Consider the following 14,428-nt stretch of genomic DNA (forward strand, 5'->3'; position numbering starts at 1 on the left):
GGAGTGTCTTTTTATATGGGAAAAAACAAAGCCGGCGGCATGAGCACCGGAAAAAAAGCAGCTTTGATCATTGTAGCTGTCATTTTTGCTCTTATCTTGGGGGGTGGCTTATATGCCTACTCATACATTCAGAATACCATGAACAAAATGGATAAGGTTGATATTTCAGATAATGCTCAGGATCTGGGTATTACTGAAAACAAAAACGGAGAGATTGTCAACATTGCGCTCTACGGTATCGACGCCGCTGAAGGCGAGACTGGCCGTTCCGACTCGATCATGATCCTGACTTTAGACAATGTCCATAACCGCATCAAGCTGACCTCTGTCATGCGTGACTCTTATGTTGATATCGCAGGCCACGGAATGGATAAAATCAACCACGCTTATGCATTTGGCGGCCCTGAGCTCGCAATCCGCACGCTCAACGAAAATTTTGGTCTGAACATCACAGACTTTATGTCCGTCAATTTTACCTCAATGCCTGAAATCATCGATATGCTCGGCGGCGTCAGCATTGACATCACTGATGAAGAAATCGCGACCGGCCAGATTCCAGGACTTTACCAGTCCGGTACTCAGCTTTTAACCGGTGAGCAGGCTTTGGCTTATTCCAGAATCCGTTATGCCAGCGGCAATGACTTTAAACGAACTGAACGTCAGCGGACTGTCCTGAATGCGCTTGTCATAAAAATGATCCAGCAGCCTGTAACCAGCTATCCAGGCCTGATCAGTGATCTTGCCCCTTATATCACCACCAGCCTTTCTAACCAGGAAATGCTTGATATGACTGCCAAATACGGTTCACTTGCCAAGCAGGGGATCCGGCAGAATCGTTTCCCGCAGGATGATGACGCCAATGGGCAGATGATTGATGGTGTGTACTATCTGGTATTTGATATTCCAACGGTCCGTGAAAAAATGGATGCCTATATCTTTGAAGATCAAACTGTCTGATAAACACTGTTAAAAAAAAGAACACCACATTGGGTGTTCTTTTTTTAGCTTTAATAATTATTTGTAAAGGTAAAGGTTGAGCTTGCTCCCTTACTGTCTGTAACCACCACTGTGTGTTTTCCAGACATATAGCTCGTCACCGTGCCAATGACCTCCATTGCCTCGCCGTCAAGCGTAACAGATGTAATCTGCTCCGGGCTGCTGTATGCCAGGGTTACAAACTCAGAACTGACAGTTCCCCCATTTATAAGCCCGGCTGGTGTCTGCGCTGTAATCGCAGGTCCCTGCTGCACCTGTGCTACCTCACCTGTATAAGGCTCAGATTTAATGTCAGAAGCTTTTTTTCCGCCTTCTTCAGAGATAACCACATTAGGATCAATGGAAAACCTTAAGACGGCTTTACTGCCATTATTATCTTCCACAATGATCTCATAACTGCCTGGATTAGACAGAAGAGCCTCCGTTACCTTTTCCTGGGACTGCGGATCGTTCAAAGATGTTCCGTTGACAAAAGCATCCTTTAAATCAGAAGCCTTAAACGCGACAGACACATCGCCATTTGTCACATTGTTCTCATTAAAAAGATTATTTGAGGTAATCGTAATCGTTGGCGCAGTGGTTTTATCCGTATTTTGTACAGTGGTAGCCGGCTGGTTCGCATTTGCTGCGACTTTCTTTTTGCCGTCATTGTTCCAGGTTTTTAAACCATACACAATAAGGACACAAAACACCACAAACAAAATAACAATCACTGTATTTTTTACATGTTTCATTTACTGAATCCCCACCCCTCCTAAACGTTTTTTGCCAGTCTTCCTAAATGAAGGGAAAAAATGATGTTTTTTCTTAGGGCTGTATTCGACCGGACTACACTCAATCGTCCCTTTATTGCTAAGAACGATTGCCGGATTTAAATTCATAATTTGCTCAAACTTTTTACGCCCAACAATTTCTTCCGCACGTTCTAATGCTCTTTCCATCAGTTCGTAGCTCTTAACACGGTGTGCGTCGCTGGCCAGAAACTGGACCATATTGTGCTCCAGCATGATCTCGGCAATCTCTTTCGACGCACTTCCGTAAAACCCTGTCAGGCTCAATGCGTTTGTTTGTATATAGGTTCCTTTATCTATAAAGTCCAATAATACATTGGGATTTTCCCTTACAAAATCATATCTTTCAGGGTGTGCTAAAATCGTTGAGTACCCCTTAGCCTGTAACCGGTAAAGAAATTCCTGCAAATGCTCGACACTTGAATCATGCCGCATGGTTTCCACTAAAAAATAATTGCTTTTGTTCAGGGTGGTAAACTCACCTGCTTCAACCATTTGTATCATATCCGGTTCATAATAGAGCTCATTTCCCAAAAACAGCTGTATATTGATATTTTCTTCCGCAACTGCTTTTATCAAAGCTTTCAATCTTTTTTTGTTCTCAGCAACTCTGGAAACAAAATTTGTATAGCTCATATAGTGTGGTGTTAGAACCACACCTCGGAAACCTATCCGCTCCGCAACTCTGAGCATTTCAAGACTGTTTTCAATTGTTGGGGAACCATCATCGATACCGTATAGCACATGCGTGTGTATATCAATCATACTGTCTGCCCCTTACTTTCCTCTTTTTTCTTTGATTTTCCGATGCTTCTTCTCTTTCTTGCTTTGATGTTGGTCTTCCTCGTAAGCACTGTAATAATAGTAGTAACCGCTGCGTTTACTTACTGGAGCATTATTCGCTACGACACCGACAATATTTCCATTGACATTGCGCAGTGTTTCAAGGGCCATGCGCACCCCTTCCTTATTTGTCACGCTGATTGCCGCAACTACAATATAACCATCTGTTACATGCGAAAGAACCGCAGCATCTGTTACAACGCCAACCGGCGGCGCATCAATCAAGATATAATCAAAAGCCAGTTTAAACTGGTTAATTAATTCAATAAGCCGCTTGCTGGCCAGAATTTCCGAAGGGTTCGGCGGGATAGGCCCTGAAGAAATCATAAAAAGATTCTCCACATCGGTTGTCTGGATCGCTTCTGTTGGTTCACATTCTCTTAAAAGTATGTTTGTCAGTCCTCGTTTATTGGGCTGTTCAAACAAACGGTGAATTCTGGGGCGACGCAGGTCACAGTCAATCAAGAGCACTTTCTTTTTTGACTGGGCAAGTGCAACAGCATAATTCGCAATAATTGTCGACTTCCCTTCACCTTTACCTGTACTTGTGATCGTCAGAACCCTCAGTTCCTCATCAATATCCGCAAATGTAATGTTGGTACGCATATTCCTGAAGGCTTCAGAGATAGGGTCTTTAGGAGATTTATAGGTAATTATGGAATCCTTCATTATTTTTTACCTCCTTCAGAATGGGGCATCAGCTCTTCAGAATGTGGTATAACCGCAACAACCGGTACCCCATCAATGAGCTCTTTTAATTCTTCAACAGATTTAACACTGGTATTAAGCATTTCTCTGATAAAGATAATGAAAACACTCACAACAATACCAAGCAAAAAGGCAATCGCAACATTCAGTTTTAAATTCGGAGAAACTGGAGTGGAGTTGACCTCTGCCGCATCGACTACCTGTAAATTACTGATCTTCATCAATTCGCCGATATTGGACATGAATACTTTCGCTGTTTCATTGGCAATACTGGCTGCCTCTACAGGGTCCTCATCTGTAACTGTAATCTTTATCAGCTCCGTATCATTAACGGTTGTGACATCGATCATTTTGGACAGCTGTCCATCGCTTAAATCAAGGTTTAAATTATTTTCAACCTCTGAAACAACACTCTTACTCTTTGCGATTTCACTGTAGGTGCCAACTAATTTCTGGTTAGTCAATACTTCATTGTAGTTCGCATTGGCATTTGTATCAGAATAGCCTTCTGATTTACCAATCATTAATGTTGTGTAGCTGCTGTACTCTTTGTTCATAAAAAAGATGGTAAACACTGAAACCACAATCATAAAACACAAGGTTAAAATGACAATAAATTTCCAGTTTTCCTTTAACATATCCAGTATGTCATGTAAACTAATCTCTTCCATCAAAATTTTCCCTTCATTATTTTGTATACTTTAAATTATAACTATTTTATTATAACAAAAACAATTATAACTTAAAAAAGAAAGAGATACAAGGAATTTTTATATTCCTTGTATCTCTTTTTAAATAGCAGTTTCACGGTTTGGGTGATAGTCTGGAACGATTACTTTCAATTGGTCAATCACCTCAGACATTGTTCCACCATCGACAATTTGTTTCAATTTTTCAAGCTCATCACATATTACTATTTCATCAAAAACCTCTGGCTTTTCAACAAAAATATCTTTATACCGTGTTTTATCAAATTCAGCCATATCGTAAGAAAGCTCTTCGTATAATTTTTCCCCCGGCCTCAATCCTGAAAAGACAATCGGCATCTCTGTGTAAGGCTCATAGCCTGAGAGGCGGACCATACGCTCAGCCAAATCCTTAATTTTAACCGGTTCTCCCATATCCAGCACAAAGATTTCTCCACCATGGGCGATACTGCCAGCCTGAAGAACCAGCTGTGTTGCTTCGGGAATGGTCATGAAAAACCTTTCTATATCGGGATGGGTAACTGTCAGCGGTCCTCCATTTGCAATTTGTTCTTTAAATATGGGAATAACGCTGCCATTGCTTCCGAGGACATTTCCAAAACGAACAGCGACGAACTCCGTTTGATTATGCTGATCGTAAAGCTGAATCAGCATTTCACAGATGCGCTTGGTTGTTCCCATCACATTGGTTGGCTTAACAGCCTTGTCTGTGGATATCTGCACAAATTTTTCAACTTGATACTCAACACAGGCGTCCAACACGTTTCTTGTCCCAAAAATGTTGTTTTTTACCGCTTCCTTTGGCGTCTTCTCCATCAGCGGGACATGCTTATGCGCCGCCGCGTGGAAGACTACCTGCGGACGATAACGTTCAAACAGGCTGTTGACACTGGCTTTATCGCGAATACTTGTAATCTCCAGATCCAGGCGTATGCCATAGCCACTTTCAATTTCCAGTTCGTGGATATAACGCCGCAGCTCCAGTTCCAAATAATACAGTGTATTCTCATAAATATCCAGTATAACAAGCTGCTTCGGCTGGTACTTGATAATCTGCCGGCAAAGCTCAGAGCCGATAGAGCCCGCACCACCCGTCACCAGCACCACTTTGCCCCTGATAAACTCAGAAATGACACTTTTATCCAGATGGATTTCATCCCGGTCCAGTAAATCCTCTATCTGCAGATCTCTTAACTTGCTGAGGCTGACGTCATAATTCAGGATATCATCAAAGCTGGGTAAAACCCGGACTGGACGTCCTGTCTTATGGCAGATCTCCGCGATTTCATTCATTTCCTTTTTCGGAACAGACGGCAGCGCAATAATGATTTCGTTGACCTGTTCATCCTCGACAATATCGGGAATATCTTCTCGGCCGCCTAAGACTGTCAAACCATTGATTTTCTTTTTCTGTTTATAGACATTGTCATCCACAAAACCAACGACATAACTTTTCATTTCGCCTGCCGCCAGCTCCCTCAGAATCTTAATACCCGCTTCTCCTGCGCCGACAATCAGTACATTCCTGCTGTTTCCCTTACCTCCGACGCCTTGTTTTATGCGCCTGCCTGTCCGATAAAAAATGCGGATTGCGCCTACCATGATCAAATCAAACACAAATGACAGAATCTGAACAGTTGTCGGAACCCCTGCACCGATGGCAAAGTACAGCACAAAGGTCAGAATGTTCGCAAGAATAACAGAAAAGGTGATCTGCCAGAGCTCCTCAATACTTGCATAGCGCCAGAGGGTGTTGTACATACCAGTGATAAAAAAAACAACCACCTTAATGCCGATCCCCATGGCTAAAAACCAACGCGCGCCACTGACAAAATTAAAGGGGATTTTGAAATTGTAAGTCAGCAAAAACGCGAATAAATAGGATAAAAAGAGTACCACAGCATCCAAAAAAATCAGGAATGCGACACGTACTGCCATATCCTTGGAATCTTTTTTCATTAACTTCTCCCATGCTCTCAGACATATTAAAAGCATTATTGTTTTAATCAATAATGCCTTCTAATTAATTTATTTATAAGTGATTATACTATTAAACAACCAATAAATCAATTTTTTATTTTATAAATCATCTATTTTTTGTGCTGTTAATTTCAACAGCACTGTCCAATGTTGAGAAGTCATTTTACTGAAGCTTTTCCAGAGTTATTAAGCATATTTCCGGATTATCCAGGATTCGTACCGGTATGGTTCCGCTGCTGCCAATCCCTCTGTTTACAAACATAACCTTGTCGCCCATATGATAGTCGCCTGCATAATACTGCGGCCAGAGACTATACTCCGGTGAAAACATTCCGCCCTTAAACGGCACATAGATCATTCCGCCGTGGATATGGCCCGATAACGTCAGATCTGCCCCCCAGTTAGCATAAGCTTCAAAATAAAGTGGGTTATGGGCCATCAAAACTACAAACCTTGAATTCTCTGCCGGACCAATCAATTCCTCAATATGCTCTGATTTCAGCTTGAGCTTATCAAAATTTGGATTTCTTCGATCTCTGTAATAGGTCATCTCTGTTTCCAAACCATACAGATCTATGCTCTCACCGTCTTTATACAAAACGACCTTCTCATTGTCAAGACGAACAACGCCCAGCTCTGCAATCTGCTCAAAATATACACCTGCACTTTTGGGATCTGTTACTTCATCAACAGTTTCATGGTTGCCTGCCGCATAGTAAATCGGAATATCCGGGTCTATCTTTGGAATCAGCTCTAAAAACACCTCTCCATCATCATCCTGGGCGGCATTCAGCATATCACCGGTTGCCACAATAATGTCCGGCTTTAACGCACTGATCGTTTTTGCCAGCCCTTCGTTATTATCTGGAAATTTTTTTGAGTGAAAATCCGATATCTGCAGTATTTTATAGCCATCGAAGGCTTCCGGTATATCCGCTGATTTCATGGTATATTTTGTGGTCACCAGGATATTCTTACCGAGATACAGGTAAAGGCAGCATAAAACAATCACAAAGATAACACCAGCAATCCCCCAAAGAATTCCGTGAATACGGATGTCACGGACGGCTTCTTTCCATGGTCTGCCATTCTTAATGCGCCTTACCCAGTTGATAAAAATAACAAATCCGATCCCCAAAAGCGCTCCAACAGTATCAATACATACGTCTCTGAATTCGCAGCTTCTGCCTGGAACATAACGCTGGTGAAATTCATCGGTGCACGCATAAAGGAAACAAACCGCAACAGTCATCAAAAAACGTTTTTTCCGGCTGACCTTTTTTCCGATTGCTGTGTATACTAATATGCCTAAAACAAAGTAAATGGAGGCGTGCGCTGCCTTCCTGACAAAAAAACCGATCCAAAATTGCAGATGATTCAGCTCTACCTGCCGTATATCTGGAAAAATAGTCTTGATGGCATGGAGTATCACACCGACGACACTCCCGCTTAAGGAGGATGACTCTGTAGAATTCTGCGCCGAAAACATGAAGATAAGACCCATCCATACAACCACGCTTATCCAGAGAACTACTTTTTTTTGCTTTTCATTCATACCACACTCATTCTTATCCTTTTACACAATATATTTTTTTCTCATATTTTCCCAATAGTATCATACTTTTAATAGGGTTTCAAGAATAATGACCTCTCAATTACAATTCATCAAAAAAGAAAAAGGACCGTGCTTAAACATACGGTCCTGAACTTTCCTTCATTAAATAATAATTAGAAGATAATTAAAATTTTGGCTGAGTTTTTGCCTGCGCTAAAACGTCCATAATCTGTTCCATTGAAGAGCCAATTGAAGCTTCAACCGCTCCAAAGATTGTTCCCTCAACAACAGGAGTATCGACAATTTTAATCTTTTCAGGATTGTCAGACATCTCGATGGCCATTTCAGAGGTCATGATGGCTGACCCCATATCGACTAACATAATAACGCCATCATCGGACATAACTTCATTGATGGCATTGGTGATCTTTTCCATATCAGTGCCAATGCTCCCATCCTGAAGACCGCCTGCCGCTGCAATCTTTGCATCAGCCGCCATCTGTAGCGCCAGTTCCTTAGCGCCTTCCGCTACTTTTTGTGAGTGTGATACAACAACGATTCCTACCATGGTTTACGCTCCGGCCTGTTCTCCGGCCTCTTTCGCTGCCTGAATTAAATAGGTGATGGAGGTTGCTCCAGGGTCCTGGTGTCCGATGCTGCGTTCGCCCAGATAACTTGCGCGGCCTTTGGTTGCGATGATTGTTTTGGTATACTCGACACCGTCCCATGCAGCAGCTTCAGCATCCGCCAGTGCGTCCGCAATGCCTTTTCCTTCACCAACAGCTTTATCATAGGCTTCTTTGGCTGGTACAATGGCATCGAGCATGGTTTTTTCACCCGTGGTAGACTTACCGCGCTGTTTAATCCCTTCAATGGCGGCTTCCAGAGCTGCGCTGATATCCTCAGCGGTCAGCTCATCCTTTCCCTTAGAGGTCATTCCAGCCTTCATAAACGCAGTGCCGTACAATGGCCCGGATGCGCCGCCAACAGTGGAAACCAATGTCATGCCAACACCCTTTAAGATGTCGTCAATGTTCTTTTCTTCAAATGTTGGCAATTTTTCTTCAACGGCTTTCATGCCACGGCTCATGTTAATACCGTGGTCACCATCACCGATGGCCTGATCCATATCGGTTAAAGCCTGACGGTGTTCCTGCATTTTATCATTAAACAGGTGAATAAAAGTTAATACATTTTCTTTTGTTGCTGCCATAATTAATTCCTTTCTACGATTAAAAGAAACACAAAGACACAGAGCCGGAGGTTCCGTGCGGTTTTCTCCATATCCTCCATGTCTCTGTGTTATTTTTAATATGCTCTAAAATGACAGGCCGGTTAGGCCTGTCATTATAATATCATATCTAATTTAAAGAATTATTTAAAACTGTGTTAATGCAATGGTATCTGCCGGCGCGTTCAGCAGTTCCTTCATTTCGTCGTCCAGTTTTAACAGACTGATGGAAGCCCCAGCCATATCGATGGAGGTCATGTAGTTGCCAACAAAGGTTTTGGCAATCTTAATGCCTTTTTCGGTCAATACATCGTGAACGCGTTTGTTGAGAATGTAAAGTTCCATCGCAGGTGTTGCACCACCGCCGTTAACCATAACAGCAACTTCGGAACCTGAGTAGTCAATATCTGCTAAAATCTTTTCAAGCAGATGGTCAACGATTTCGTTCGCCGGTCTTAAAGCTTCGCGGTGAGTTCCCGGTTCGCCATGGATACCAATACCGATTTCCATTTCATCTTCTGCCAGTTCAAAGCCTGGTTTTCCTGCCGCAGGAACGGTTGATGGTTTGATGGCAACGCCCATGGTACGTACATTGGCGATAACTTTTTCAGCAACAGCTTTAACATCGGCTAAAGAAGCGCCTGCTTCTGCCTTTGCCCCAGCAATTTTATGAACAAAAATAGTTCCGGCAACGCCGCGGCGGCCAGTCGTATAAAGGCTGTCCTGTACTGCAACGTCATCGTTGGTAACAACAGAAGCCACTTCAATACCGTCACCTTCTGCCATTTCAGCAGCCATTTCAAAATTCATGACATCACCAGTGTAATTCTTAATGACTAATAATACACCGTTTCCGGCATCAACTGCTTTGATTGCTTCGTAAACCTGATCCGGTGTTGGAGAGGTATATACAGCGCCAGCTACCGCGGCATCCAGCATTCCTCTGCCGACAAAACCGCCGTGAGCTGGTTCATGTCCGCTGCCGCCGCCGCTGACAAGCGCTACTTTTCCTTCTTTTTTATCTGCTCTTACCAGTACGTCTAAACCTTCAAGGCGTTTGACATAATCCGGGTGGGCATCGACGATCCCTTCAAGCATCTCGTTTTCAACGTTTTCAACATCATTGATAAATTTTTTCATAAGAATTCCCTCCTAATGAACTTTGGTTATTTAATTTATACTATATCACAGTTTTACCCAATTGATAAGTTAATTTTTCAATTGGCAAAATTTTATGTTTGTTGAACAAAAAAACACTCTTTTCATCTATGAAATGATTTTTTGGGGATTCCTGATTATTTCTGAAAAAAATTCAGAATCCGCTTAAAGCCCCTTAAACAGGCGCCTTTTGGGTTTGTTAAAAAATTAACTTTGTTTTTAGATTGTAAATCCTTTACACAATATCCATATTGTGCTATAATATCATTAAATCGAACTGAGTGCGACGTATCCTATATAATAGTGATGTAATCGCAGACATGTCAGTAGAATTGTTGTTATCTAAATATTGGGCAGGAGTCTAGGAGGGCCATACTTTCGCATTGCATAAAAAGAATATGTTAATGTTGTTAGTTTGTGCCTTTTTTTAATGAAAACTGTACCATTTATTAACATTTGATTTATTTATGCTGATAGTATCTCAGAAGCATAATTAAATAAATATATTTTAATTTATTTTAGGGGGTTATACTTATGTCTAAAAAGTATGTATTAGCACTGGATGCCGGAACCACAAGTTCAAGAGCGATTTTATTCAATCATGAAAGCGAAATTGTAAGCGTTGCACAGAAAGAATTTACTCAGATTTATCCAAAGCCAGGTTGGGTTGAACATGATCCAATGGAAATTTGGGCTACTCAGAGTGGTGTTGTAAGTGAAGCAATGGCAAAAGTTGGCGCAACCGCTGATGATATCGCTGCGATCGGTATTACAAACCAGCGTGAAACCACCGTTGTTTGGGATAGAAAAACAGGCGAACCTGTATATAATGCAATTGTTTGGCAGTGCCGCCGTACCGCCAGCTATGCTGATGACTTTAACGCCATTCCTGGCTTCGCTGATTATGTTCAGGACAATACCGGTCTTATTCTTGACCCTTACTTCTCCTCCACTAAGTTATTATGGATCTTAGACCATGTTGAAGGCGTTCGCGAAAGAGCTGAAAAAGGCGAATTAGCATTTGGTACCATTGACACATGGCTGCTCTGGAAATTAACTGAAGGCAGAGTTCACGCAACAGATTACTCTAACGCTTCCAGAACCATGCTTTTCAATATCAAATCACTCAAATGGGATGAAAAATTATGTTCTGAATTCAAATGCCCAATGTCTTTATTACCTGAAGTTAAACCTTCCTCCGGTGTTTTCGGAACCACTACCTTATTTGGTGGCGAAATTCCAATTGCCGGTATCGCTGGTGACCAGCAGGCAGCTCTCTTTGGACAGGCTTGCTTCGAACCTGGTATGGCTAAAAATACCTACGGTACAGGCTGTTTCCTGTTAATGAACACAGGTGAAAAATTCGTTAAATCTACAAACGGTCTTTTAACAACCATCGCATGGGGCCTTGACGGACAGGTTGACTACGCACTTGAAGGTTCTATCTTCGTTGCTGGTGCTGCTATCCAGTGGCTGAGAGATGAATTAAAGATCATCGATACTTCCCCAGACTCCGAACATTTCGCTAAGAAAGTTCCAGATACAAACGGTGTATACATGGTACCTGCTTTCACCGGCCTGGGTGCTCCGCATTGGGATGCTTACGCTCGTGGCGCAATTGTTGGTTTAACACGTGGCGCAAACAAATGCCACTTAATCCGTGCAACTCTTGAATCTTTAGCTTACCAGACAAAAGACATTCTGGATGCTATGGAAAAAGACTCCGGCGTATCTCTGAAATCTCTCAAAGTTGACGGCGGCGCATGTAACAATGATTTCTTAATGCAGTTCCAGGCAGACATCCTTGGTGTTCCAGTAGACAGACCGTCTATCGTTGAAACCACCGCTATGGGTGCTTCCTACTTAGCTGGTTTAGCTGTAGATTTCTGGCATGGCAAAGAAGAAGTTACCGATGCATGGAAGATCGACAGAACCTTCGAACCAATGATGGATTCTGAAGTTCGCGCTAAACTGTACAAAGGCTGGGTAAAAGCTGTAGAATGTGCAAAAGGATGGGAAGAAGCTGAATAAGCCTCTTTATTATCAAAAGTAAAAATGAATGGTTTTTGTCGGGGAGTTTTCGGACTTTCCCGACAAAAACTTTAACAAAAGTACAAAAAGTCTAAAAAAACTATTTACCTCCGAATGCCTTTATGCTAGAATACAGGCATAGATGAGTCTAAGGAGGACCTAATGTCGACAAGAAAATGTTTTCTTATGTTTCAAGCGAATCCGATCATCGCCGCTGTCAGAAATCCCAAGGATATTCACGATGCCATCGCATCAGACACGCAGATTATCTTTTTACTGGGCGGAAACATCTACAACCTCAAAAAAATGGTTGAGTATGTGAACCATGCCGGTAAGTATGCCTTTGTCCATCTGGATCTTATCAAAGGATACGCGCAGGATAATTATTTTATCAAATATCTGAAGGAAGAGATCAACCCTACTGGCATTATCTCAACGAAGAATTCTCTCGTTGCCCGTGCTAAGCAGGAAGGTCTGATGACCATACAGCGTTTATTTTTATTGGACTCGTCCGCCATGGACGTTTCCATTAACTCGGCAAAAAAAATCCGGCCTGACGCCGTTGAGATTTTGCCCGGACTCGTTCCCAAGATTATCCACAGTGTAAAAAAGGAGCTGACGGTTCCAATCATCACTGGCGGGTTTATCGAGACAGAAGAAGAGGTTCGTTCTTGCATCGACGCTGGTGCGATCTCTGCCAGTACCTCATATAAGCCGTTATGGGACGCCTTTTCAAGCATAAAAAATGAGCAAAATAATAGAGAAGATGAACCCCTTAAACCTGAGGGAGAATAAAAAACTAAATCAATGGCAATGGAGAGCCGCACTAATTTTCTTAGTATTTCAAATTTCTGAGAAGATTGTGTGGTTTTTTTATTGAACAACTAACTTTGTCTATATTTTTAAATATATTATAACAAATCAAGGAGGATTTATTATGTATGATATCGCTATTATAGGCGCTGGTATTGCCGGTTCCTACATAGCCCGGGAGTTATCCCGCTTTCAGTTGGATGTGGTTCTGTTGGACGGAGAAAATGATGTGGGAAATCAGATTACCATGGCGAATTCAGCTATCGTTCATGCTGGTTTTGATGCGCCTTCCTATAAATTAAAGGGTAAATTTAATGCACCTGGAAACATCATGTACGAAAAGGTGTGTGCTGACCTGGATGTTCCGTACAAACGCACCGGTTCCCTGGTCGTTGCCCATACTGAGCACGAAATGATGAAGCTCCACGAACTCTATCAGAATGGTCTGGTTAATGGTGTTCCGGATATGCGTATCCTGTTCAAGGATGAAGTTCATGAAATGGAACCAAACATCAACCCTGATATCTGCGGTGCTTTATACGCTGGTACTGCCGGCCTGGTTTCACCTTTCGAATTATGCGCCAAGGTTGCTGAAAATGCAGTTGACAATGGTGTTACACTTAAATTGAACCATCTGGTAACCAATATCCAGAATAAAAATGGTTCCTTCTTAATTAAAACCACTGGCGAAGACATTGAAGCCAAAATTGTTGTCAACGCTGCCGGTGTTTATGCGGATGACATCTATAAGATGGTTGGAGAACCTTACTTCAAACTTTTAGCGCGTAAGGGCAACTACTTCATCTTTGACAAAGAAGTTGGCGGACTGGTTAACAACGTTATCTTCCCATGCCCAACTAAAAACGGTAAGGGTATCCTCGTTGCCCCAACCGTACATGGCAACCTGTTAATCGGACCAGATGCTTCCCCTGTTGAAAAAGGTGATATCTCCACCACACAGGATAAGCTTGACTACATTAAGGAAAATGCGTTGAAGAACTGCCCAACCTTAAAGAACAGCTTCAACAAAATTATCCGTTCTTACGCCGGTACAAGAAACACACCGGTTGCGGATACCTACACGACCACAGACGGCGACTTCATCATCGAAGAATCTCCGGTTAAAAATTTCGTCAACTTTGCTGGCTACGAATCTCCAGGCCTGACCTCTATTCCGGCTGCCGGCTGGTATGTTGTTGAAGAAATCATTATCCCAATGCTCGAACGCCAAGGCATCGATGTAAAAGAAAATGAAAACTTCAATCCTAAAAACAGAAAGCACGTTTACTTTAACGAACTGTCTGAAGAAGAAAAACGTGAGCTGATCGCTAAAGATCCTAAATACGGTAAGGTTATCTGCCGTTGCGAAACCATCACAGAAGGCGAAATCCTTGACGTTATTCACCGCAGTGCCGGTGCAACCACTGTTAAGAGTGTTAAAAAACGCTGTCGTGCCGGTATGGGACGCTGCCAGGGCGGTTTCTGTTCTCCGAGAGTCGTCGAAATCTTAGCCCGGGAACTGGACTGTGAAATGGATGATGTTATGTACGATTCAAAGGACAAGGCATATATCCTGTGCGGAAAAACAAAATCTAACGGGGAGGAAGCATAAGCA

General features: G+C 42.4%; 13 protein-coding genes. 4 read left to right on the plus strand and 9 right to left on the minus strand.

Annotated features, from left to right (window positions below; all coding sequences use genetic code 11):
* The first annotated feature begins 15 nt into the window (after positions 1–15).
* Positions 16–957 (plus strand): LCP family protein, encoded by a 942-nt coding sequence (locus tag FYJ53_RS13080; RefSeq protein ID WP_148428622.1) that lies wholly within the window; start codon positions 16–18, stop codon positions 955–957.
* A 50-nt stretch (positions 958–1,007) separates the two neighbouring features.
* Here FYJ53_RS13080 and FYJ53_RS13085 read toward each other — a convergent pair whose 3' ends face one another.
* The 9 genes from FYJ53_RS13085 to dhaK all read right to left on the minus strand — a co-directional run bounded on the left by FYJ53_RS13085 (position 1,008) and on the right by dhaK (position 9,951).
* A complete protein-coding gene (locus FYJ53_RS13085) occupies positions 1,008–1,730 on the minus strand; it encodes a hypothetical protein (RefSeq protein ID WP_013381363.1) in 723 nt (240 codons plus the stop codon).
* The gene (locus FYJ53_RS13090; protein ID WP_154557371.1) at positions 1,731–2,552 is read right to left on the minus strand and encodes a tyrosine-protein phosphatase; all 822 of its coding nucleotides are present in this window, start codon (positions 2,550–2,552) and stop codon (positions 1,731–1,733) included. It abuts the gene before it with no gap.
* A gap of 12 nt (positions 2,553–2,564) precedes the next feature.
* The gene (locus tag FYJ53_RS13095; RefSeq protein WP_013381365.1) at positions 2,565–3,299 is read right to left on the minus strand and encodes a CpsD/CapB family tyrosine-protein kinase; all 735 of its coding nucleotides are present in this window, start codon (positions 3,297–3,299) and stop codon (positions 2,565–2,567) included.
* A complete protein-coding gene (locus FYJ53_RS13100) occupies positions 3,299–4,009 on the minus strand; it encodes a YveK family protein (protein WP_148428624.1) in 711 nt (236 codons plus the stop codon). Before FYJ53_RS13100 ends, FYJ53_RS13095 begins: the two co-directional genes overlap by 1 nt.
* Before the next feature lie 120 nt (positions 4,010–4,129).
* Complete coding sequence (locus tag FYJ53_RS13105; protein WP_013381367.1) at positions 4,130–6,004, minus strand: nucleoside-diphosphate sugar epimerase/dehydratase; 1,875 nt, start codon at positions 6,002–6,004, stop codon at positions 4,130–4,132.
* A 184-nt stretch (positions 6,005–6,188) separates the two neighbouring features.
* Positions 6,189–7,580 (minus strand): VanZ family protein, encoded by a 1,392-nt coding sequence (locus FYJ53_RS13110; RefSeq protein WP_013381368.1) that lies wholly within the window; start codon positions 7,578–7,580, stop codon positions 6,189–6,191.
* A 184-nt stretch (positions 7,581–7,764) separates the two neighbouring features.
* Positions 7,765–8,148, minus strand: coding sequence for a dihydroxyacetone kinase phosphoryl donor subunit DhaM (gene dhaM, locus FYJ53_RS13115; protein ID WP_013381369.1), 384 nt, complete (start codon positions 8,146–8,148; stop codon positions 7,765–7,767).
* Positions 8,149–8,151: 3 nt separating this feature from the next.
* Positions 8,152–8,793, minus strand: coding sequence for a dihydroxyacetone kinase subunit DhaL (gene dhaL / locus FYJ53_RS13120; RefSeq protein ID WP_013381370.1), 642 nt, complete (start codon positions 8,791–8,793; stop codon positions 8,152–8,154).
* Positions 8,794–8,958: 165 nt separating this feature from the next.
* Positions 8,959–9,951: a dihydroxyacetone kinase subunit DhaK gene (gene dhaK / locus FYJ53_RS13125; RefSeq protein ID WP_013381371.1), complete on the minus strand. Its 993-nt coding sequence runs from the start codon at positions 9,949–9,951 to the stop codon at positions 8,959–8,961.
* Positions 9,952–10,503: 552 nt separating this feature from the next.
* Between dhaK and glpK the strand changes: the two genes are divergently transcribed.
* The 3 genes from glpK to FYJ53_RS13140 all read left to right on the plus strand — a co-directional run bounded on the left by glpK (position 10,504) and on the right by FYJ53_RS13140 (position 14,425).
* Positions 10,504–12,000, plus strand: coding sequence for a glycerol kinase GlpK (gene glpK / locus FYJ53_RS13130; RefSeq protein ID WP_013381373.1), 1,497 nt, complete (start codon positions 10,504–10,506; stop codon positions 11,998–12,000).
* Between the two features lie 162 nt (positions 12,001–12,162).
* A complete protein-coding gene (locus FYJ53_RS13135) occupies positions 12,163–12,795 on the plus strand; it encodes a glycerol-3-phosphate responsive antiterminator (RefSeq protein WP_013381374.1) in 633 nt (210 codons plus the stop codon).
* Between the two features lie 142 nt (positions 12,796–12,937).
* A complete protein-coding gene (locus FYJ53_RS13140) occupies positions 12,938–14,425 on the plus strand; it encodes an NAD(P)/FAD-dependent oxidoreductase (RefSeq protein ID WP_013381375.1) in 1,488 nt (495 codons plus the stop codon).
* Positions 14,426–14,428 lie beyond the last annotated feature (3 nt).

It is taken from the genome of Eubacterium sp. BL-380-WT-2B (genome assembly GCF_009696115.1).
Lineage (GTDB): Bacteria > Bacillota > Clostridia > Eubacteriales > Eubacteriaceae > Eubacterium > Eubacterium callanderi.